The sequence below is a fragment of the Microbacterium sp. MYb54 genome (assembly GCF_002979515.1).
GTDB lineage: Bacteria > Actinomycetota > Actinomycetes > Actinomycetales > Microbacteriaceae > Microbacterium.
In genome coordinates this window covers 20,580-40,538 of sequence record NZ_PCPA01000008.1, presented here as the reverse complement: position 1 = coordinate 40,538, position 19,959 = coordinate 20,580, and the positions used below count along the sequence as shown (strand labels likewise).

Here is a 19,959-nt window from a genome sequence, read left to right as displayed (position 1 = left end):
CGCGGCCGGTTCAGCCGTGCAGTCGGGCAGCCTCGACCACGCCGTCGAGCAGGGCGAAGGTGCGTGCGCGAGGACCCTCGGGGCGGATGCCGAGGCCGGTAGCGAGTTCGAGTGCGAGGGCGGCGTGGCCGGTCGCGTTCGGGTGGAACGGATCGTTCATCAGTCCCCACGGCACGCCGCCGGCGCCGAGTTCGGCGAAGTGGGCGTACTGGTCGATGAGAATGACGTCCTCGCTCGCGGCGACGTCGCGCACAGCCTCGGCGAACTCGCCGATCCTGGCGCGCTCCGGAGCGTTGGGGATGTCGATCGCCGGCGGGGTCTGCAGCACCGGGACGGCGCCGAGCTCGCGCACCCTGGCCACGAAGTCCCGCAATGAAGCGGCGTACTCCGCTGCCGAGATGGTTTCGCGTGGTCCGCCGTCCGAGGCGTCGTTGGTGCCGATCATGAGGGTCACGACGTCGGGGTTCCACGACGCGACCCGGCGATCCCAGTCTTCGAGGAGGTCGACGATGCGGTTGCCGCTGATCGCGGTGTTGAGCACGATGTCGCGCACGCGCTCGAGCTCGCCGCGGATGAGTTCGTGCAGGTGCTCGGGATAGCTGCGTCCGCCCTGCGTGTGCACCAGCCCGTGGGTGATGGAGTCGCCGGTGATGACCCAGTTCAGCGGCTCGGCGCCGGCGAGGGCCGCGGCGATGCGGCGGAGGTCGGAGTCGGCTGCGGAGGCGGATGTTTCGGCGTTCGGCACGGCTCCGAGCCTATCGGCCGGGTGCGCCCGTACAGCCTGACGCCGCTGCGCTGCAGGTGAGAAAAATTCTTGCGTGCCGCGCGTAATGGATCAGGGTTATCGCCGTCCTGCTCCCGAGGGCTTGGTCGGGGTAATTGGTGCGGACGGGATCCGCGACCCCGGGCGGCGGGTTCCCCGCTCGCCGTCGTTCCCCCCGGAACCGGCTCTTAGTGCGGCGGGTCTCCCCTCCCCTGACCCGCCGCACATTCCCCACTGGAGAAGCAATGCCGGAACGCCGATATGCACCATCGAATGCGCGCGATAGGAGAGGTGCCGGGCGGGTACTGTCGGTGCGGATCCGAGACGCCGCCGTGGCCGTTCGGAGCGCGCAGCTCACGTTCACGCGACCGGATCCCGGGGGCGGCGTCCCTGGCGCGGGACGTTTCGCATTGGAGATGTGAGCCTCCCTCTTTGTCGGATACCTCAAATCTGACGAGCGCGTCGTAGTGCCTTCCCGGTTGCCGCGTCTAGTTCCCGATAGCGCACCAAAGCTCAGAGGTCGCTGCCCGAAAACCGGAGGAAATCATGTTGACCGACCTGCCACCTGTCCGAGCCCATACGCCGAGGAGACGCCGTCTCGGTCGACGCGCCGCCGCTCTCACCGTCCTGCTTGCCGGACTCGTCGGTGTCGTGTTCGCGCCGCTGTCTGCGGTCGCTGCGCCTCCGTACGCGACCGAGGCGACGCTCGACTCCGTGCAGTTCACGGACAGCGTCATCCAGAGCGGGACGAAGACGGAACTGACCGGCACCTGGTCCCTGCCCGATCACCCGGCCACGCCCGCGGGATTCGTCGTCGACCTGCCGGAGGGGCTTCGCGGCCTGCCCGACACGTTCCCCCTGCTCGACGCCGGCGGCACAGTGATGGGAAGCTGCGAGACCACTGCTGCGCAGCTGATCTGCGATCTCGACAGCGCCTATGTGAACAGCCATCCGGTCGGACTGTCCGGAGGCTTCTCCTTCTGGGCGACCGTGACCACCGAGGTGACGGAGCAGACGACGGTGGAGTACGACTTCGGCGACGCCAGCGCCACGGTCGATGTGAAGCCCAATCCGTTCTCGTGCACGGATTCCTGCAGCTTCACCGGCCGGTCGAACTTCAAGAGCGGTGAGTACCAGAACGGCACCGACACGATCTTCTGGGATGTCGCGATCGGCGCCGGCGCCACGGGCATGAGCGCGGGGCAGAACGTCGTCGTCAAGGACGTCATCGGAGCGAACCAGACACTTCTGGCCGCATCGGCCAGCGGCGAGCGCTACCCGAGTCTCTGGGCGACCAACACCTTCGAGACGCTCCCCAGCGGGTTGGTCGTTCCCGGACCGTTCACCGAGCGACCGGCGGCCGACTACACCGTCTCGGCTGATGGAGCCATCGTCTCCTTCACCGCGAGCGAGGGGTACTTCTACAACGTCCACTACCTGTCGAAGGTCACCGACGGCGGCGTGGCAGGTACGTATCAGAACGCGGCTGAGATCACCGTCGGCACCCAGTCGACCGGCACCACCACCGCAGAGGTCACTCGGCACGGCGGTTCCGGCACCGGGGAGGGGACCGTGGTCGGCACGTTCACGATCGGCAAGCGACTTCTCGGTGCCTCTGCGAACCTCGACGCTCTCGCCTACCGCGGCGGCTACACCGTCACAGCCCCTGACGGCACGGTCACGTCGGGCGAGTTCTCGGTCAAGGCGGGGAAGGTGTGGACCAGCCCCGAGTTCCCGGTGGGGAGCAACGTCGCGCTCTCCGAGTCGCTGAGCGGGCTGCCGACGAATCTCGACTGGGCCACCCCCGACTTCTCGCAGCAGGAGTTCGTGATCAAGGAAGGGGCGGCGGTCGACATCTCGCTGACGAACACCGCGACTCTGCGGACGCAGCCCTTCATGGCGGTGAAGACCATCGTCGGTCCGGCCGCGGCGACCGCGCTGGTGCCCACCGGTACCGACTACGTGATCGAGTACTCGTACCCGGCCGGGCCGGGCTTCCCCGCCGGGTCGGGTGAACTCACGCTCGAAGCCGGTGCGCCCGTCCTCGGCCCCGCCCTTCCCGTCGGAGCCGATGTCACCATCCGGGAGCGTGCGCCGAAGGCGCTCGAGGGCATCACCTGGGGCACACCGTCCATCAGCCCGGAGCGCTTCACGGTCGGCGACGAGACGATCACGGTGTCGGTCGAGAATCCGGTGACGATGAAGGTCACACCGCCGCCCACCCCGAGCGCCGCCGGTGCGGTTCTCGCGACCACGGGCATGGCGTCGGCGACAGCGAGCGTGCTCGTCGCGGTGCTGCTGCTCGGCGGGGGAGCGAGTCTCATCATCCTGCGACGGTTCCACCGGTTCCGCCGCTAGCTTCACCACCCGGCCGGGGCGCTTCCGACGATGTTCGACAGCGCCCCGGCCGCGTGTGAATCGCGCAGGACGAGGCTTGCCGCTTCGTCCTGCCAACTCCTTTGGGGGGAAGGGGAAACATGAATCACGAACGAGCAGACGTCGAGCAGGACCAGGACGCCGATCTCCTGGCCCGCACACGAACCGGCGACCAGCGGGCCTACGCCGAACTCTGGCAGCGCTACTCCCAGATCGCCGGAGCTGTCGCTCGCACTTATTGGTGGTCGGCCGATCCCGACGATCTCGTCGCCGAATCCTTCACTCGGATCTACCAGGCGATCAAGGCGGGGAAGGGCCCGACGAGTGCATTCAAGCCCTATCTCTTCGCCACGATGCGGAATCTGGCGATCAGCTGGGGGCGCTCCCGCCGCGAGATCCCCATCGAGCACATCGAAGCGGTCGAGGACCCCGCCTCGACCGAAGCCGCCGCCGATGCCGACTTCGACGCGTCCCTCGTGTCGACCGCGATCCTCGCTCTCCCGGACCGTTGGCAGGAGGTGCTCTGGTTCGCCGAGATCGAGAACCTCTCCATGCAGGAGATCGGGAATCGTCTCGAGATCACCGAACGTGCGGCGGCGGTGCTCGCATTTCGTGCCAGGGAGGGACTCCGGCAGGCGTGGATCGTCGCCCACCTCGCATCGAGGCCTCCCGCATCCAAGGAATGCCGGTGGACACTCGGCAAGCTCGGTGCACACGCTCGTCGTCGCCTCACGTCCCGCGACTCCGAACGGGTTCAGGCGCATCTCGAACAGTGCACGGACTGCCTCGCCAAAGCAGATGAGGCGCGACAGGCCAGTTCACGGATGCTCTCGGTCCTGATCCCCGCCGGCATCGCGTTCGGTGCCGGCGCGCAGGGGTGGGAGCTTCTCGCCTCCGCAGGATCATCGGCGAACGCGGCCGTGATGCCGACCGCGGTCACGGTACCTGTCGCCGGCCTCGCCAGTGCCAAGGCGGGCGTGATCATGCTCTCCGTCGCCGCCGCGACCACACTCGCCGTCGGGGTCTCGACCACGGTCGTGAACAATGCGCCCATGGTCGAGGCCACCTCGGCAGCCGAGGTGGATCTGCGCCAGAGGACGCCGGCATCGAGTCCTCTTCCGACCTTGATCCCTGAAACCGACCCCACCCTTGCGCCGCCGCCCGCGGCGAGTCCCCCCGAACAGGCGCCCGTCACCTCGGCCGCCCCCGAACAGCCTCAGAGCCCCGTGGCTCCGCCGCCGCCGCCCCCGAGTAGAGTTCCCGCCGCGCCCGTGATCATCAGCATTCCCGCCCAGGTCTCGCGGACCGAGTGGATCTCGGCCTCCGTGAGATGCGAGGTCGGCGCCGATCTGACCGTCACGGTCTACGGCGTCACCATCGCCGCCGGTACGTGTGCGAGCGATTCCGTGTGGCAGGCGAGCGTTGATGTCAGCTCCTATCCGGTGCCGTCGGGAACGGCGATCAGCGTGAGCTTCGTGCAATCCAATATCGCCGGAATCTCGGGCACCGCCTCGGCGGAGGTGGTCATCGTGGATTGATTTCCTCCCCTCGCGTAATGCGCGGCGGCATTCGCCGTCCAGTACGCGTCCGGCACCCTCGAGGTGCTCACGGACGACCAGGCACTTGAGATAGGAACCAAATCGCCATGTTGAAACGAACGGGCACGTTCATGCTCGGAATCCTGCTCGCGATGGGCGCAGTGGCCGCGACTGCCGCCCCCGCCCTCGCCGCAGGTTCCGCGACCGTCACGGACGCCAAGACCGGCACGTTCGCTCTCGCCGACGGCACCATCGCGACGGTGACGATCTCCGGCGGTGGAGCCCGCACGTTCAGCGGAGACGGGAAGTCGCTCAGCGACTGGAGCGGGCGGGACGCCATGTACGCCGACGGAGTCTCCGCCAAGGATCTCCCGGTCTTGACCATGCTGTCCTCGCAGAACTGCGGCACGGCGAACCGATGCGGTGAGGGTCAGATCACGATCGTCTTCGACCGCCCGGTGGACAACCCTGCGATCCACATCGCCGAGTTCGGAGCAGGCAGCGGCATCAGCGGGTGGTCTGTGGCCGATGGGATCCGCTTCGCCTCGGCCGATGGGGGAGCCACCGAAGCCACCGTCTCTGCAGGAGCGACCTTCACCGACGGCGGAGACGGATACTTCCGAGGCGACGCCGCGATCAACTGCGCTGCGGCCGACCGGCCGGGTGGGTGCGGGAGCTTCACGGTGCCCGGAACGAAGATCACCAAGGTCGTGTTCGACGTCGCCCGCTTCTCGCTGAGCCCTGGCCAGACGGGCAACCTGGACGGCTACGCCTTCGGGGTGACCGCGACGGCGACGCCCGACCCCACCTTCCCTGGACTGTCGGTGTCGAAGGTCGTGGACAAGGCTGCCGCTGTGCCTGGCGACAAGCTCGACTACACCATCACCGTGAAGAACACCGGGCGGGCCGATGCGCGTCAGGTGCCGGTCACCGACGTGCTCCCGGTCGGTCTGGACGCCCCCGCCGCCGACCGCGGGGGAAAGATCGAGAACTCGACGGTGTCGTGGGTCATCGACAGCATCCCCGCCGGCGGTCAGAGCCAGCTGCACGTGACCGGCGTCGTCGATCGCGCCGGCGCCGGCACGACTCTCGTGAACCGTGTGGTCGCGAAGAACCCCGCTGATGCCCCGACCGACACCCCTGCCCCGGTCTATGCGACCCCGTGCTCAGACGATCCGGCCGCTGCCTGCGCCACCACGGTCGTCGCCGCATTCCCCGCATTGTCGGTGTCGAAGCTCGTCGACAAGCAGATCGCCGGACACGGTGAGGTGCTCACATACACAGTGGTCGTCGCCAACTCCGGCACGGCCGCAGCCGCCGGGGTGCCGGTCGTCGACCAGCTGCCCGCGGGGCTGAAAGCGGTATCCGCAGATCAGGGCGGTGTGGTCGCCGACGGATCCGTGAAGTGGACAGTCCCCGAGGTTCCTGCCGGGGGCGAGGTCGAGCTGCACGTGACCAGCACCACGCCCGGCGGTCTCGAAGAAGCGCAGCTGTTGAACCGCGCGAGCGTGCAGAACCCGACCGGCGTGCCGGCCGGAACACCGGACCCGACCGTGCTCACGCCGTGCCCCGACAGTGCTCAGCAGGCCTGCGCGATGACGGTCATCCCGGCGCTCGCGTCACTGGAGATCAGCAAGACGGTGAAGCAGTCGACAGCCCAGGTCGGAGCGATTCTCGACTACACCATCACTGTGGCCAACACCGGCCCCGGCACCGCGGTGCAGATTCCGGTGGTGGACGATCTGCCGGATGGGGCGAGGTTCATCGCCGCATCGACCGGTGGTGTCGCCGTGAAGGACCGTGTCGGCTGGGTGGTCCAGGAGATCCTGCCAGGGCAGACGGTCACCATGACGATGCGGGCCCAGGTGCCCGCCGACGCGAAGGCGAAGGTCGTCAACCGTGCGACGGTCGCCTACGACCAGACCATGATCGACGCTCTGCGCGGCGCTGCGGCGCAGGCCGGAATCACGTTCCCGGAGAACCTGTCCGACCTGCCGGCGCTGCCGCCGCTCACCGCGGCGAACGCCTGCGAGGGGGATGAGACCTGGTCGTGCGCCGTGACCACTCTCACCGCTCCCGCGCCTGCGGGGCTGGCTCAGACCGGGGCGACGTTCGCTCTCGCCATCCCCGCGGTCATCCTTCTCGCCGGTGGGGCATTCCTCATCGTCGTCGGCGCCCGTCGCAAGTCCAACCGCTAATCACTGAGCACATCGGCCCCGGGGGATTCTCCCCCGGGGGCTGATCGAGGTACCCAAAATGAAGTTCTCCACACCGTCCGGAGCCGTCGAATTGCCGAAATCCTCGGTGATGATCGTGTTCGGTACTCGCCCCGAGATCGTCAAACTCGCACCTCTGGTGCGTCGCCTCGGCGATGCCGCCTACGTCGTCCACACCGGTCAGCACTACGACCGCGCCATGTCAGGGGTGTTCCTCAAGTCGTGCGGGATCGAACGCGTCCACCGCCAGCTCCACGTCGGCGGTCTTCCGCGGGCAGCGCAGATCGGGCGTGGGGCCGAGCAGATCGCCGAGGCGATCACGCAGGTCGAGCCGAAGTACGTCGTCGTCCAGGGCGACACGAATGCCACGTTCGCCGCCGCTCTCGCCGCGAACGCCGCCGGTGTCCGTCTCGGCCATGTCGAAGCGGGCCTGCGGGCGCGTGATCGGCGCATGCCGGAGGAGCACAACCGGGTGATGGTCGATCACATCTCGGACGACCTGTTCGCCGCAACCGAGACGAATCGAGCCAATCTCCTCGCGGAAGGCATCGACGAGGAGCGCATCCTCGTCACGGGCAACCCCGTGGTCGAAGCCGTTCGCGCGCAGCGGGCCGCCGCTCACGCCGATGGCGACGAACTCGTCCGTCTCCGCCTCTATCCCGCTCGGTACGTTCTCGCGACCCTGCATCGGCAGGAGAACGTGGACTCCCCCGAGAACCTGCTGGCCACACTGCACGCGTTCAACGAGATCGCAGCATCCGGGTGGCCGGTCGTCTTCCCGGTGCACCCGCGGACCAGGGCGATGCTGGCCACGCTCGATGCGGAACACCTCCTCGATGCCCTGATCGCCGAAGAGCCGTTGCCGTACGAGAGGTTCCTCGCCCTCGCCGCGCACGCCGCCGTGCTGGTCTCCGACTCCGGGGGCATCCAGGAGGAGGCCACGGTCCTCGGCCGCCCGGTCCTCGTCGTGCGGGACTCGACGGAGCGCCCGGAAGCGTTGGGTTCCTTCACCAAGCTCGTCACCCCGCAGACGCTCTCGACGGAGGCAGCAGCCCTGCTCTCTTCTGTCGAGCAGACTCTCGCGCGCCTTTCGACACTGCCATCCCCGTTCGGCGACGGCCACGCCACCGAACGCATCGCCGCGCACATCGAGTCCGTCGTCGGCGCTCTCGTGGTCGAGGGGCGCTGATGTACAGCACCGAGGTCTCCACCCCGCTCGCCGTCGTCGGCATGCTCGCGATGACCGGGCCCGACTCGATGATCACCTGGGTCATCATCGCCGCAGCCGCGATGGGGGCCGGGGCTTTCCTCACCTGGCGTCGGCGGCTGCTTCGTCAGGCAGCCCCTGCTCCCGTCCCCCGAGGTCGCCGTGATCGCAGCCGCTAACGCGATATCGTTCCTCGTCACGCTGACGTTCCTCGTCTACGTGTTCCTGATCGTGGTCCCGTTCCTGCGCCGCACACCGGACCCCGAGGGCCCGGTCGACGCGTTCGAATGGCACATGTTCGTGCCGTGCCGAGATGAGGAGGTCGTGATCGGACGAACCATCCGGATGCTCCGCACCACCGTCCCGGAAGCACACGTCTGGGTGATCGACGACGACAGCGACGACGGGACCGCCGCGATCGTGCAGTCCGCCGCCGATGCGGACCCGTACGTGCACCTCGTGCAGCGCAGACGCCCCGATGCCAGAACGGGCAAGGGAGATGCGCTCAACGCCGCGTACTTCGAGTTGAACGCGTTCCTCCCCGACGACACCGATCGCTCGAGCGTCGTCGTCTGCGTCGTCGACGCCGACGGTGAGGTGGCCGAGAACATCCTCCGCCAGGCCGCATCGCCGAACGCATTCGGAGACCCGGAGGTGGGTGCTGCCCAGGTCACGGTGTTCATGAAGAACCGGGATGACCGGCACCCTGTCGAGGGAGCGGGGTGGGCCCGGAACACGTTCGGGCGATTCCTCATCAGGATGCAGGACCTCGAGTTCCGTGGACCGATCGCGGCAGTCCAGTCGCTTCGTGGCTGGACGCAGACCGTCGGGCTCGGCGGCAACGGTCAGTTCACGCGACTCTCCGTCTTGGACGACATCGCCGCGCGTTCGGATCGCCCCTGGCACGGATCGCTTCTGGAGGACTACGAGCTGGGCATCCATGTGCTTCTCGCCGGGCACAAGAATCGCCACCTGCATGACACGTATGTCGCTCAGGAGGCTCTGCACGACTTTCGTCGGTTCACGGTCCAACGCACCCGTTGGGCGCAGGGGAACATGCAGTGCATCCGGTACATCCCGGAGATCGCCCGATCGACGATGCTCACCAACGCCGGCGTGCTCGAGGTCTGCTACTACCTCATGCTGCCCTTGTTCCAGGTCGTCGCGAGCCTCGCGGCCGTGCTCCTGGTGATCGGAGCCGCCGTCGGCCTCCTCTCCGGGGCGGTCACCCTGCCCCTGAGCTCGGTGCTGCTCCTCGCCGTCTTCTACCTGCTGTTCGGAATCGGCCCGTTCTTCATCTGGGGACCCCTTTACCGTCGTTACAGCGAGCCGCAGGCCGGTTTCTGGACAGGGGTGCTCTGGGGTTTCGGCATGTGGCTCTACGACTACTACGTGTACCTGACGGGCGCCCGCGCCATCTACCGGATCCTGCGCGGCCGCAACGGGTGGGCGAAGACCCGCCGCAACGGCGAGATCAACGTGGCGGGCCCGATCGCGAAGGATGCATGATGTCGACACTCACCCTCTCCCGGACGACGACAGTCGACGAGCCGGCACAGCGCGACCGCCCTCGTTTCGGTCCGGTCCATGCGGGCGCCCGCATCACCGTCGGGATCGCCCTGGTGGTCGCGGCCGTGTTGCTCGTGCTGTTCGAAGAACGGTTCCGCATCCTCGAAGCAGGAGTCGCCAGCTACTGGCTCGCCCCGTTCGTGCCGGGGGGAGTGCGTCACTATCTGAACTACTTCATCCTCGAGGTGGAACCGGGGAGGACCATCGCGTTCATGGTGACGATCGAGTGCACCATCGCGTTCCTCACCGCCCCCGTGCTGGCGCTGAGCGGCGTGATCCTCGCCACGACCCGCGTCGGCTGGGCCCAGGTCGGCAAGGCGCTGTTCTTCTCCACGGCGTTGATCTTCGTCACCAACCAGCTGCGACTGGGCGTGATCGCGCTCGGATCCCAGGCGCTGGGCTTCGAAGTGGGGTATGAGCTCACCCATCGGCTGCTCGGCTCGGTGCTGAGCATCGTCGGATTCAGTGCTGCCTACCTGGTCTTCGTCGTCGTGATCGCCGACCTGCGCCTTTTCCGGCGGGATCCGAACCGGCGCTATTCCCGTCGCGGGCGGGCGTAACCAAACGCAGGTTCCTCCGTCTAGTTGGCGGCGCAGCAGTCTGCTCGCCGTCACCAATGATGAAAGGGGCACAGGATGAACAAGATCCTCAAGTCCGCATGCGCAACCGGGATCGGCCTGCTGATCGCGGGAGGAACGGTACTCGGCGGCCAGGCGGCTTTCGCTGCCGAGCAGCCGGTCACGCCGGACACCACCACGACCACCACGACCGGGACAGAGGGGACTCCGCCGCAGGTTCGCGGGTACCTCGGTCGGGCCACCCAGACGGCCGCCCAGGGCGTGACGCCGGAATCGCAGATCAGCGAAGGCGCTGTCGTGCAGCTCGTCAACGACGAGCAGATCGATGGCGTGTACAAGGTGATCCTTCCCGTACCCGCGCACACGAGCTTCGTCTCGGCGAACTCGGGAGGCGTGCTCGTCGGCAGCAACGTGGTGTGGACCTTCAACGTCACTCATGACGGCGGTACCCGGATCGAGAAGCCGCTGGCGACCTTCCAGGTCGCCAAGGACTACTGGGGCCCGCACATCGAGAACAGCGCTCAGGTGCTCTACACCGGCGGCGTGTTCACCGACGATCCCCGCTTCACCTACACCTACAACCACCAGTTCGCCGAGCGTCCCGCCGTGCCGCTGATCGATCCTGCCATCGGGCTCGTCGGCGCCGGTGTGCTCGCGGCCGGCGCTGCCGGTGCGATCGTGCTGCGTCGTCGCCAGTCGACCGTCAGCTGACCGGCATCGTCTCCGAGAGAGGAAGACAGCTCACATGAAGAAGAAATCCCTGCTCAGGGGTGCGCTGACCGCGGGGGCGCTCGCCGCCCTCGCGGTCGGTGCCCTTGTAGCCGCCCCTGCTGCCAACGCGGTCGACATCAACGGCTGGACCGGTACCGGAGACACCCGTACCGCGTCTGCCGACGGTGCCACAGCCACCATCACCGCCACCGACAAGATGCAGATCAAGAGTTCCGGCGACGCGGTCAACCTCGCCACCGTCCGCAACGGCGGCGAGCTCGGCCTGAACATCATCGGACTCAACGAGGGCTTCCCCTGCAAGAACGGCACGGAGTGCGTCCGCGGCACCGTGGTCGTCGACTTCGGCCAGCAGGTGACGAACCCGAAGATCAAGCTCGGCAACCTGGGAGGCGACGTCTACTCGATCGGTGGAATCGTCCGCAGCTCCGCGAAGTACACGCTGAAGACTCCCGGGGTGAGCCTGAGCTCGGTCGGCGGGAATCTCGACGTCACCGGGAGCACGATCACCTCGAACGACCTCGGTGCGAAGAACGGCACCGTCCAGGTCAACGGCACGGTCTCGAAGGTCGAGTTCCAGGTCACCATGCTCTCCAAGGGCGCGTTCGGCGGGATCATCCCCCTCTGGACCAAGGTGCCCAGCGACCTGCACAGCATCGACATCGACGTGGACAAGCCCAAGCCGCCCACCAAGCCGGTCCTGACGATCGACAAGAACGATCACCGCGATGCGGCGCTCATCGGCGACCAGCTCTCCTACGACATCGTCGTGAAGAACACCGGAAACGGTGCGGCCAGCAATGTGGTCATCAGCGACGATCTGCCCGCCGGTCTGACCGGGATCTCGGCTGCGTACACGGCCGGCACCGCCGGCCAGGTCGCGATCAACGGACAGCATGTCGAGGGCACCATCGCCTCCCTCGCCCCCGGCGCTTCGGCGACGCTCACGGTAAAGGCCACGGTCGGCACGTCGACTCCGGTCGGCAACGTGCGCAACAACGCCTGCGTGGCGACCTCGTCGAGCAAGGCGTGCGACTGGGACGACACCACGGTGAACAAGCCCACCACGCCGATTCTGACGATCGACAAGGACGACAGCCTCGGTGAGGTTGCGCTCGGTCAGGCTCTGACCTACAACATCATCGTGAAGAACACCGGCGATGGTCAGGCGCAGGGCGTCGTGGTCAGCGATCCGCTTCCGGCCGGTCTCGACTTCGTCTCCGGCAGCGGTCCGGCGGGAACCACGGTGACCTCTGCCGGTCGCAACGTGACCGCCACCCTGGGCAACCTTGCTCCTGGGCAGTCGGTCACGCTGAAGGTCAACGCCAAGGTCAACCAGTCGGCTCCTCCCGGCCCCCTGACCAACGAGGCCTGTGTCGTCGGGACGAACGCGTCGAAGGCGTGCGACACCGACACTGACACCGTCAAGCGGGAGTTCTTCCAGTACACGTTCAACTCGAGCCCGACCGACCCGAAGCCGGGCGAGACGGTGACGTACCGGATGGAGTTCGCCAACAACGGCAACGTCGACTCGGCGAACAGCGAGATCGCGTACAACCTCGCCGGCATCCTGGACGACTCCTCGTGGAACCCGTCCAGTGTCACCGCCACCAGCGGCAACGCGACGGTCGACGGCAACAGCATCGACTGGAAGGGGCCGCTGGCCTCCGGTCAGACGGTCGTGATCACCTTCACCGGTGTCTGGAACGGCAACGGCGACGGGGTCGCGTTCCCCGGGGTCGCGTACTACGGCAGCGCCCGGTAGCACCGAGCAGTGAGGCATCACAGAGGGGGCCGTCCAGGGTGGGCGGCCCCCTCATCCTGTTTCAACGTGATGGGGCCGGCGTCGCGTCGGTTACGGTGGAATCGTGAGCCCTGAGTCGGACAGACCGTAGATCGCGGGTCGAGTGCACGTCGTGCGCTCCCCGCATCTGTGTCGACCCTTCTCGCACGCTGTTCATCGCTCTCTGCGATCCGAGCGGCGTCTCCGCGTCTGGATGCTTCATGCCCTTCCTCATCCCTGTCCTCGCTCTGGCGATCTTCGCCCAGGGCACCAGCGAGTTCATGCTCGCCGGTCTCCTCCTCCCGCTTTCCGCCGATCTGGGCGTCGACCCCGCGACGGCGGCACTGCTGACTTCGGCCTTCGCGATCGGCATGGTCGTCGGTGCCCCGATGATGGCCGTGTTCGCCAGCCGGTGGCCTCCGCGTCGCACGCTGGTACTGCTGCTCCTGGTCTTCATCGCCGCCCATGTCGTGGGTGCCGTCGTGTCTTCGTTCTGGATGCTCCTGCTCAGTCGGGTCGTCGCTGCACTGGCGAACGCCGGATTCCTCGCGATCGCTCTGTCGACCGTGCGGGCCATCGTGGCTCCGGCATACACGACCCGCGCCGTCGCCGTCCTGCTCGCGGGGACGACACTGGCCACGATCGTCGGCGTGCCGGCCGGCTCCCTGCTGGCGAACTCCTTCGGCTGGCGGTCCACCTTCTGGGCTGTCGTGCTGCTGTGCCTCCCCGCCGTGGTCGCGCTGCTGCGAGATCGGACGCTCGGTGCGCTCCCGCCCTCGCCGCGGATCGATGTGCGTGCGGAGTTCGCGCAACTGCGTCGTCGGTCCGTGCTCGTCGCCGTGATGCTCGCGGTGCTCGTGAACGCCGCGACCTTCGGAGTGTTCACGTTCCTCGCCGTCATCGGCGCGGATGCCGGGGTCGCCGACACATTCACCCCGTTGCTGCTCGCGGCCTTCGGGGTCGGCGCGTTCTTCGGAGTCACCGTGACCGGTCGGTGGGCGGCCCGCTTCGGTCGCACCTGGATCGCCGTCGGCACGGTGGCCACGACTGCCGCGTGGGCTGTCTTCGCTCTCGGGTTCGGGTCAGTGCAGGGGGCCTTCGTCGGTGCGGCGATCGGCGGGATGCTGTCGTTCGCCGTCGGCTCGGCGCTGATCGCCCGCATCGTCGCGCAGGCATCGGGCGCTCCGGTGCTCGGAGGCGCCTACGCCACGGCGGCGCTGAATCTCGGGGCGTTCGGTGGGCCCGTCGTCGCCGGTCTCGCGTACGGCCTCACCGGCGCATCCGGGGTGCTGTGCGTCGCTGCGGCTCTCACCGCCGTCGGTGTGCTCCTCATCCCTCTTCTTCACAGACGATGACCGCCCGCGATCGCGATGGATGCGAAAGACTGGAGGTATGACTTCGCCTGCGCTCGACACCCTTCTGGCCCGCATCGTCGAGAGCGGGTTGCTCGAAGACCCCATCGCCGAGAACGGTCTCGTGTACGGACGCGCGAGCATCGACGCGGCGGGCACCGTGGTGAACGTGAATGTCGACCCGGAACTCGAAGACGAAGATGAACATGGCGATGAGGTCGACCACGAGGCCTTGATCGCTGCGGTCTCGCGCATCCTCTCCGTAGGCGAGTCGAGGTGGCGGACCGTGCTCGACGAGGTGGCCACCGACATCGACGATGCCGTGGACGACGAGCCGATCGTCGAGCAGATCGACTTGCGCGATGACCTCGAGGCAACGTCCGTGGTCGTGTTCGCCGACGCATCGCTGCTCGCCTTCATCGCGCCGAAGCAGTTCCCCGATTCGCGCATCCTCGTGCAGCTGAACGAAGAGCTCGAGGTCGACGGCGTCGAGGTGCGCGAGCTCGACGGGTCCGAGAGCATCGACTTCGACGCAATCGAAGGCCTGCTCGACGAGATCAGCGACTCCGACGAGAAGTGACCGTCGGATGCCGCGGCGTGGGCCCGCGGCATCCGACGGCCGGTCGGGTCAGGCGCCGGCGAGTGCCGTGGTCGCGTCGTCGATCAGATCGCAGATCGCTCCCGGGTGCGAGGCCAGAGAAGCATGGCTGGCATCCAGTTCGACGATCTTGCGAGGCGACATCCGGGCGGCCATGCGCCGTTCGTTGTCAGGGTCGATCATGCGATCCTGCGTCGACACCTGGTACCAGGTGGGCTTGGTCTTCCACGCGGGTGCCGTGACGTTGTCTCCGAACGTCGACGCGAGCGGAGCCTTCTGGGTCACAGCCATGACCAGCGCTTCGTCTTCCGTCAGATCCTGGCAGAAGCTCTCCTGGAACTTGTCCTGCGCGACCCACAGGAACCCGTCGCTGTCCGGAGCGAGGTTCTCGATCGCTGCAGGCGGATGCTCCGCACTGATCTGGCCGGGGTTCTCGCCCGCATCGGGGGCGAAGGCTGCGACGTAGACCAGCCCGACGACGTTGGGCAGGTCGCCCGCTTCGGTGATGACCGCACCACCGTACGAGTGACCGACCAGAAGGACGGGGCCGTCGACCTGCTTGATCATCTTCCGGGTCCGCTCCGCATCGTCGGCGAGAGAGGTCAGCGGGTTCTCCACGGCCTGGAGCGACTCGTAGCCTCGCCGCTTCAATTCGACAATGACCTTCGACCAGTGGGCGGCGCCTCCCCAGAACCCGTGTACCAGGATGATCGTCGGTTTCTTGGACATTCTGACTCCTTGCGGTTGGGGCCGGACCGTTGTGGGGCCGGCCGTTTTCTTTCGAGGGTCTTCGGAGGGAGGCGCAGCCGTCAGGGGGCGTGGATCTCTTGGGTCCGCGTCGGCCGGCGCATCCGGAGCATCGCCAGTGTCGAGGCGAACTGACGCAGCTCGGCGTCGGGCACGGCCCCGCGGAACCAGAGTTCCAACTCGTCGGCATAGCTCAGCGAGGCGGCCTGGAGCACGCTTTCTCCGGCGGCGGTCAACGTGATGAACGAAGCCCTCCGGTCGTCGGGAGCGGTCTCGCGCTCGCAGTAGCCCGCGGCCTCGATGCGGGCGACGAGCTTGCTCGTGCCGCCTTCGGTGATCGAGAGCTCGCGCGCGATGTCGGATGCTCGACAGCGTTCGACACGTCTGATCACTTGCATGGGCTCGAACCAGCTCAAGGGCAGCCGGTAGTCCGCGCGCAAGCGACGCTCGACCGCATCCCACACTTCGGTCTCGAAGCGGATGAGGTCATTGAAGATTTGATGCAGGTCCTCCATGGGGTACTCCTGGTGGGCTGGGGGCGATGGGGGCGATGGGCGTGAATCGGGTTGCCCATCTCGACCATATGCTTTCCTTGGAAAGTGGCCCAACCTCGAAGAGGTGTGGGGTGCATCGCAGCGCTCATCAGGGCACGAACGAGATCGGCTCGGTGGCACCCCGTCGGAGCACTGCGACCACGCCCGATGGCGCGTCGTTCTCGCCGTCGATGACCCCCAAGGTCATCTCGAGGTCGATGTGCGCTCCGTCGGCCTTCGTGCCGATGACCCGAGCGGGGCGTCCTTCATGGGTCAGGTTTCCGGAATCCATCGCGTGATGGAAGCCGGCCATGTGGCGGGCGCGATGCTCGGCCGGGATGATCAACGCCAGCGTCTGACCGATGGCCTCGTCGGCGGAATGCCCGAACACGGTCTGCGCGGCCGGGTTCCAGGAGGTGATGTGGCCCGTCGTGTCCACGGTGATGATCGCATCCTCTGCCGAGTCGAGGGCTGCTTCGGCGATCGTGCGGTTCAAGGAATACCTCCTGCGTCGAGTGGGTTACGCTTCATCGACCATATACTTTCCGCGGAAAGTATTCCAGAGCGAAACGAACGAGAAGGACAGGCCATGTCAGCGCAAGAGGATATCCGTCAGCTGCTCGCCACCTATGAACGGGCACTCAACACCGACGACACCGCGCTCGCCGTGTCGTGCTACACGCGGGACGGTGTGTTCATGCCGACCACCCTTCCCACGGCCGCGGGGCCGGAGCTCACGCAGGCCTACGACAACGTCTTCGCGGCGATCCACCTCTCGGTCGTCTTCACGATCGACGAGCTGACCGTGTTCAGCGATACCGCTGCGGCGGCACTGACCCGCAGCAACGGAACCCAGACGGTGCGCGCGACCTCGACCTCCACGGCCGAGTCGAACCGCGAGATCTTCACGTTCGCGGTCGAAGACGGCCAGTGGAAGATCAGCCGCTACATGTTCAACAAGTCCGCATAGACAACGACATCCGCAGAGAAACCACAGGAGAACACTCATGACTACAGCCATCATCGGAACCGGCAACATCGGCAGCATCATCGCCCAGGACCTCGCGGCCGGAGGCGAAGACCTCATCATCGCCGGGCACGACCTCGACAAGGCGGCAGCTCTCGCCGCCGCCGTCGGTGGAAGCGCCCGATCCGCCGACGTGCGCACCGCGGTCGCCGCTGCCGACGTCGTCATCCTCGCCGTCTGGTTCGACGTGTCGAAGAAGCTGATCGAGGAGAACTCCGACGTGTTCGACGGAAAGATCGTCGTCGATCCGTCCAACCCCCTCGGCCCCGACGGGAAGGGCGGATTCGTCAAGATCATCGCACCGGAAGAGTCCTCGGGGCAGATCATCGCCGCGAAGCTTCCCGCGGGAGCCTCGCTGGTCAAAGCGTTCGGAACCCTCGGCGCAGAATCCCTCAAGGTGAGCGCACGCCAGGATCCCGCGGTCGCACTCTTCTATGCGACCGATGACACGGCCGCGGGCGACGCCGTCGCAGCGCTGATCCGCACCGCCGGGTTCGCGCCCGTGAACGTCGGCGGACTCGACCAGTCCGTCCGCATCGAGGTGTCCGGCGAACTGCACGAGTTCGGCGGTCTCGGCAAGACGGTCACCGAACAGGAGGCACGCGCAGCCCTGTAGGCGACCCGCGCCCGATTCCGTATCCCGCTGCAGAACAACAGAAGGAACGACCATGAACGAACCGAAGAAGATCGCCGTCGCCGGTGCGACCGGTGCGCAGGGTGGTGGGGTTGTCGATGCGATCCTCGCCGACACCGAGGGGCGCTTCACCGTCCGGGCACTCACGCGCGATCCGTCATCCGCGTCGGCCCGAGCGCTTGCGGCCAGGGGTGCGGAAGTCGTGCAGGCGGACTTCGCCGATGAGGCGAGCGTGGTCGCTGCGCTCGACGGCGTCGACGGGGCCTTCCTGGTGACGAACTTCTGGGCGCACGGATCGGCGACGCGCGAGCTCGAAGAGGTCGCAACTCTCGCTCGGGCGGCAGCTGCCGGTGGGGTCGGCCACGTCGTGTGGTCGACCCTGGAGGACACGCGAGACCTGCTCCCGATCACCGACCCCCGCATGCCCGTGCTCCAAGAGCACTACAACGTGCCGCACTTCGACGCCAAGGGCGAGGGGAACGCACTCTTCGCCGCAGCGGGCGTGCCGACCACCTATCTGAACACGACCTTCTTCTTCCAGAACCTCGCGCCCTCCGTGATGGGGCCGAAGAGGGAAGAAGACGGTGTGCTGACGCTCTCGCTTCCGATCGAAGACGGGAAGCGCCTCTCGGGTGTCGACGTCACCGACATCGGGCGCACGGTGTTCGCGATCCTGGCTGCCGGCGACGAGCACATCGGCCGCACGATCGGGTTGGCCGGCGACCACCTCACCGGAGCCGAGTATGCCGCTGTGATGGGCGAGGTGCTCGGGGAGCCGGTGCGCTTCCGGTCGGTCTCGTACGACGACGCCCGCAGTGCCGGGGGTCCGGGGAGCGAAGAGACGGCAAACATGTTCCAGTACTACGGCGACTTCGACGCGGAGTTCACCGGAGCGCGCGACCTGGCGGCGCTGCGACAGCTGGTCCCCGGGCTCAAGGACTTCCCCACGTGGGCTCGTGAGAACGTCGGGTTGCTGACCGCAGACGAGAACGGCGGCCGCTGACATGGTGACGGTATCGACGGCGCAGGAACTCGCAGACGCTCTGGCGGCGGGGGCCCAGGACATCGAGGTGCGAGGGGCGATCAACGGGGCTCCCGGATTCACCCTTCCGCCCGGCACGCGTCTTCACGGCGGGACCCTGCAGTTCGGGGCCAGGGGCGTGCGCCTCACCTCGGACAACACGCTCGAAGACATCACGATCCTGACGGCCGATGAGGAGGCGGCGATCCTCAACGACACCGGGGTCGCCGATCTCGGAACCCTCACGCTGCGCAATGTCACCACGCGCGGGCAGATCGTCATCCTGGCGGAGGATCGTGTGCGCGCAGGGCACGTGCAGGCGGAGAACGTGCGGGTCATCACCGCGGACGTCCGTGGGCGGTTCCATCGCCCGCACGGGTTCGGTGTGGATGCTCTGCAGGGAGGATTCACGCTCTGGAATCGTCAGGCGGATCCGGAGGTGAAGCTGACGGCCGAACTGCTCGACATCTCCGCCGGGACCGAGGCCCAGCCGGTGTACGGCAGCGGGATCTTCGTCGGTGGGCACGGAGATCAGGACGGGCACGGCGACGGGGGGACCGTGCACGTCACGCTGTTGCGCACCGGAGAGGTGCACACCGATGGCGCCATCCCGGCGCGGACGCCGGACCTGATCTCGGGTGGAGTGTTCGTGATCAGCGGTGCGACGGTCGACGTCGTGCAGTCGACCGGGCCCGTCACCACCTACGGGCCGAACGACATGGTGCTCGACAACTGGGGATCGGTCGGCACGTGGACCGCGACCGCAGCGGTGACCTCCCACGGTCCCAGCGGCATCGGCTTCGTGAACTTCGGTGAACTCGATACCCTCGACGTGCGGGCGCCGATCGTCACCACGGGAAACGGTGCCCGCGGGTTCAACCTCTACGACGGCACGCTGCGCGATGCGAGGTTCCAGAGCATCCGCACCACCGGCGACGGGTCGATCGGCATCCAGATCAGCAAGCCGATGGGGAGGCTCGCGGTCGACGGCGACGTCGCCACGAGCGGCGGCGAGGGGCTGAGCTTGGTCAAGGGGGTGCAGATGACTCTCAAGGCGATCGCCCTGAGCATCACGGCGGGCGGATCCGTCGACGCGCTCGCCATCGGCGGAAAGCTCGCCAGCGGGGGGACTAACGTGGTCACACTGGAGGTGGAGGGGCGCTCGGGTGAGGTCTCGATCACCGGCGGTGTCGAGGCCACGGGAACGGGGTCGGTCGCCGTCTCCATCGGCGATGACGCGGCTATCGACCTCGAGGGGATCGACATCCGGTCGCCCGAATAGAAGGGA

General features: G+C 67.3%; 19 protein-coding genes. 15 read left to right on the top strand and 4 right to left on the bottom strand.

The window, feature by feature from the left end; genetic code table 11:
- Nucleotides 1-10 precede the first annotated feature (10 nt).
- Nucleotides 11-745 carry a GDSL-type esterase/lipase family protein gene (locus tag CQ040_RS10540; RefSeq protein ID WP_105528129.1) on the bottom strand — a complete coding sequence of 245 codons (735 nt, stop codon included), beginning with the start codon at nt 743-745 and terminating at the stop codon, nt 11-13.
- Nucleotides 746-1,312: 567 nt separating this feature from the next.
- Here CQ040_RS10540 and CQ040_RS10535 point away from each other — a divergent pair.
- The 11 genes from CQ040_RS10535 to CQ040_RS10485 all read left to right on the top strand — a co-directional run bounded on the left by CQ040_RS10535 (nt 1,313) and on the right by CQ040_RS10485 (nt 14,691).
- The gene (locus CQ040_RS10535) at nt 1,313-3,121 is read left to right on the top strand and encodes a DUF5979 domain-containing protein (RefSeq protein ID WP_181157661.1); all 1,809 of its coding nucleotides are present in this window, start codon (nt 1,313-1,315) and stop codon (nt 3,119-3,121) included.
- Between the two features lie 119 nt (nt 3,122-3,240).
- Entirely contained in the window at nt 3,241-4,677 is a 1,437-nt protein-coding gene (locus CQ040_RS21175; protein WP_105528131.1) for a sigma-70 family RNA polymerase sigma factor, read from the top strand.
- Nucleotides 4,678-4,784: 107 nt separating this feature from the next.
- Nucleotides 4,785-6,875 (top strand): DUF11 domain-containing protein, encoded by a 2,091-nt coding sequence (locus CQ040_RS10525; RefSeq protein ID WP_105528132.1) that lies wholly within the window; start codon nt 4,785-4,787, stop codon nt 6,873-6,875.
- Nucleotides 6,876-6,933: 58 nt separating this feature from the next.
- On the top strand, nt 6,934-8,082 hold the full coding sequence (wecB, locus tag CQ040_RS10520; RefSeq protein ID WP_105528133.1) for a non-hydrolyzing UDP-N-acetylglucosamine 2-epimerase: 1,149 nt from the start codon (nt 6,934-6,936) through the stop codon (nt 8,080-8,082).
- A complete protein-coding gene (locus CQ040_RS10515; protein WP_105528134.1) occupies nt 8,082-8,279 on the top strand; it encodes an LPXTG cell wall anchor domain-containing protein in 198 nt (65 codons plus the stop codon). The genes wecB and CQ040_RS10515 overlap by 1 nt, the downstream gene beginning before the upstream one ends.
- Nucleotides 8,263-9,609: a glycosyltransferase gene (locus tag CQ040_RS10510; RefSeq protein WP_105528135.1), complete on the top strand. Its 1,347-nt coding sequence runs from the start codon at nt 8,263-8,265 to the stop codon at nt 9,607-9,609. The genes CQ040_RS10515 and CQ040_RS10510 overlap by 17 nt, the downstream gene beginning before the upstream one ends.
- Nucleotides 9,609-10,229 carry a hypothetical protein gene (locus CQ040_RS10505; RefSeq protein ID WP_105528136.1) on the top strand — a complete coding sequence of 207 codons (621 nt, stop codon included), beginning with the start codon at nt 9,609-9,611 and terminating at the stop codon, nt 10,227-10,229. Before CQ040_RS10510 ends, CQ040_RS10505 begins: the two co-directional genes overlap by 1 nt.
- A 75-nt stretch (nt 10,230-10,304) precedes the next feature.
- On the top strand, nt 10,305-10,958 hold the full coding sequence (locus CQ040_RS10500; RefSeq protein WP_105528137.1) for a hypothetical protein: 654 nt from the start codon (nt 10,305-10,307) through the stop codon (nt 10,956-10,958).
- 34 nt (nt 10,959-10,992) lie between these two features.
- The gene (locus tag CQ040_RS10495) at nt 10,993-12,741 is read left to right on the top strand and encodes a COG1361 S-layer family protein (protein WP_105528138.1); all 1,749 of its coding nucleotides are present in this window, start codon (nt 10,993-10,995) and stop codon (nt 12,739-12,741) included.
- A gap of 239 nt (nt 12,742-12,980) precedes the next feature.
- Nucleotides 12,981-14,114 (top strand): MFS transporter, encoded by a 1,134-nt coding sequence (locus CQ040_RS10490; protein WP_105528139.1) that lies wholly within the window; start codon nt 12,981-12,983, stop codon nt 14,112-14,114.
- A 37-nt stretch (nt 14,115-14,151) separates the two neighbouring features.
- The gene (locus CQ040_RS10485; protein ID WP_105528140.1) at nt 14,152-14,691 is read left to right on the top strand and encodes a cytochrome C5; all 540 of its coding nucleotides are present in this window, start codon (nt 14,152-14,154) and stop codon (nt 14,689-14,691) included.
- Between the two features lie 48 nt (nt 14,692-14,739).
- Here CQ040_RS10485 and CQ040_RS10480 read toward each other — a convergent pair whose 3' ends face one another.
- The 3 genes from CQ040_RS10480 to CQ040_RS10470 all read right to left on the bottom strand — a co-directional run bounded on the left by CQ040_RS10480 (nt 14,740) and on the right by CQ040_RS10470 (nt 16,485).
- Complete coding sequence (locus CQ040_RS10480; RefSeq protein ID WP_105528141.1) at nt 14,740-15,438, bottom strand: alpha/beta hydrolase; 699 nt, start codon at nt 15,436-15,438, stop codon at nt 14,740-14,742.
- A gap of 80 nt (nt 15,439-15,518) precedes the next feature.
- Nucleotides 15,519-15,971, bottom strand: coding sequence for a MarR family winged helix-turn-helix transcriptional regulator (locus CQ040_RS10475; protein WP_105528142.1), 453 nt, complete (start codon nt 15,969-15,971; stop codon nt 15,519-15,521).
- A gap of 127 nt (nt 15,972-16,098) precedes the next feature.
- Nucleotides 16,099-16,485 (bottom strand): PAS domain S-box protein, encoded by a 387-nt coding sequence (locus CQ040_RS10470; protein WP_105528143.1) that lies wholly within the window; start codon nt 16,483-16,485, stop codon nt 16,099-16,101.
- Between the two features lie 93 nt (nt 16,486-16,578).
- Here CQ040_RS10470 and CQ040_RS20700 point away from each other — a divergent pair, with 93 nt between their 5' ends.
- Genes CQ040_RS20700 through CQ040_RS10450 form a run of 4 tightly spaced genes read left to right on the top strand, consistent with a single transcriptional unit; the run spans nt 16,579 to nt 19,953 of the window.
- The gene (locus tag CQ040_RS20700) at nt 16,579-16,959 is read left to right on the top strand and encodes a nuclear transport factor 2 family protein (protein ID WP_181157062.1); all 381 of its coding nucleotides are present in this window, start codon (nt 16,579-16,581) and stop codon (nt 16,957-16,959) included.
- A gap of 37 nt (nt 16,960-16,996) precedes the next feature.
- The gene (locus CQ040_RS10460; RefSeq protein WP_105528145.1) at nt 16,997-17,632 is read left to right on the top strand and encodes an NADPH-dependent F420 reductase; all 636 of its coding nucleotides are present in this window, start codon (nt 16,997-16,999) and stop codon (nt 17,630-17,632) included.
- Between the two features lie 52 nt (nt 17,633-17,684).
- Nucleotides 17,685-18,653 carry an NmrA family NAD(P)-binding protein gene (locus CQ040_RS10455; RefSeq protein ID WP_105528146.1) on the top strand — a complete coding sequence of 323 codons (969 nt, stop codon included), beginning with the start codon at nt 17,685-17,687 and terminating at the stop codon, nt 18,651-18,653.
- Between the two features lies 1 nt (nt 18,654).
- A complete protein-coding gene (locus tag CQ040_RS10450) occupies nt 18,655-19,953 on the top strand; it encodes a hypothetical protein (protein WP_219844747.1) in 1,299 nt (432 codons plus the stop codon).
- Nucleotides 19,954-19,959: the final 6 nt, after the last annotated feature.

Excerpts from the sequence above, each read along its gene's own strand:
- CQ040_RS10450 (WP_219844747.1), top strand. The coding sequence starts at position 18,655 with ATGGTGACGGTATCGACGGCGCAGGAACTCGCAGACGCTCTGGCGGCG.
- CQ040_RS10490 (WP_105528139.1), top strand. The coding sequence starts at position 12,981 with ATGCCCTTCCTCATCCCTGTCCTCGCTCTGGCGATCTTCGCCCAGGGC.
- CQ040_RS10515 (WP_105528134.1), top strand. The coding sequence starts at position 8,082 with ATGTACAGCACCGAGGTCTCCACCCCGCTCGCCGTCGTCGGCATGCTC.
- CQ040_RS21175 (WP_105528131.1), top strand. The coding sequence starts at position 3,241 with ATGAATCACGAACGAGCAGACGTCGAGCAGGACCAGGACGCCGATCTC.
- CQ040_RS10485 (WP_105528140.1), top strand. The coding sequence starts at position 14,152 with ATGACTTCGCCTGCGCTCGACACCCTTCTGGCCCGCATCGTCGAGAGC.
- CQ040_RS10460 (WP_105528145.1), top strand. The coding sequence starts at position 16,997 with ATGACTACAGCCATCATCGGAACCGGCAACATCGGCAGCATCATCGCC.
- CQ040_RS20700 (WP_181157062.1), top strand. The coding sequence starts at position 16,579 with ATGTCAGCGCAAGAGGATATCCGTCAGCTGCTCGCCACCTATGAACGG.
- CQ040_RS10480 (WP_105528141.1), bottom strand. The coding sequence starts at position 15,438 with ATGTCCAAGAAACCGACGATCATCCTGGTACACGGGTTCTGGGGAGGC.
- CQ040_RS10500 (WP_105528137.1), top strand. The coding sequence starts at position 10,305 with ATGAACAAGATCCTCAAGTCCGCATGCGCAACCGGGATCGGCCTGCTG.
- CQ040_RS10525 (WP_105528132.1), top strand. The coding sequence starts at position 4,785 with ATGTTGAAACGAACGGGCACGTTCATGCTCGGAATCCTGCTCGCGATG.
- CQ040_RS10475 (WP_105528142.1), bottom strand. The coding sequence starts at position 15,971 with ATGGAGGACCTGCATCAAATCTTCAATGACCTCATCCGCTTCGAGACC.
- CQ040_RS10495 (WP_105528138.1), top strand. The coding sequence starts at position 10,993 with ATGAAGAAGAAATCCCTGCTCAGGGGTGCGCTGACCGCGGGGGCGCTC.
- wecB (WP_105528133.1), top strand. The coding sequence starts at position 6,934 with ATGAAGTTCTCCACACCGTCCGGAGCCGTCGAATTGCCGAAATCCTCG.
- CQ040_RS10505 (WP_105528136.1), top strand. The coding sequence starts at position 9,609 with ATGTCGACACTCACCCTCTCCCGGACGACGACAGTCGACGAGCCGGCA.
- CQ040_RS10455 (WP_105528146.1), top strand. The coding sequence starts at position 17,685 with ATGAACGAACCGAAGAAGATCGCCGTCGCCGGTGCGACCGGTGCGCAG.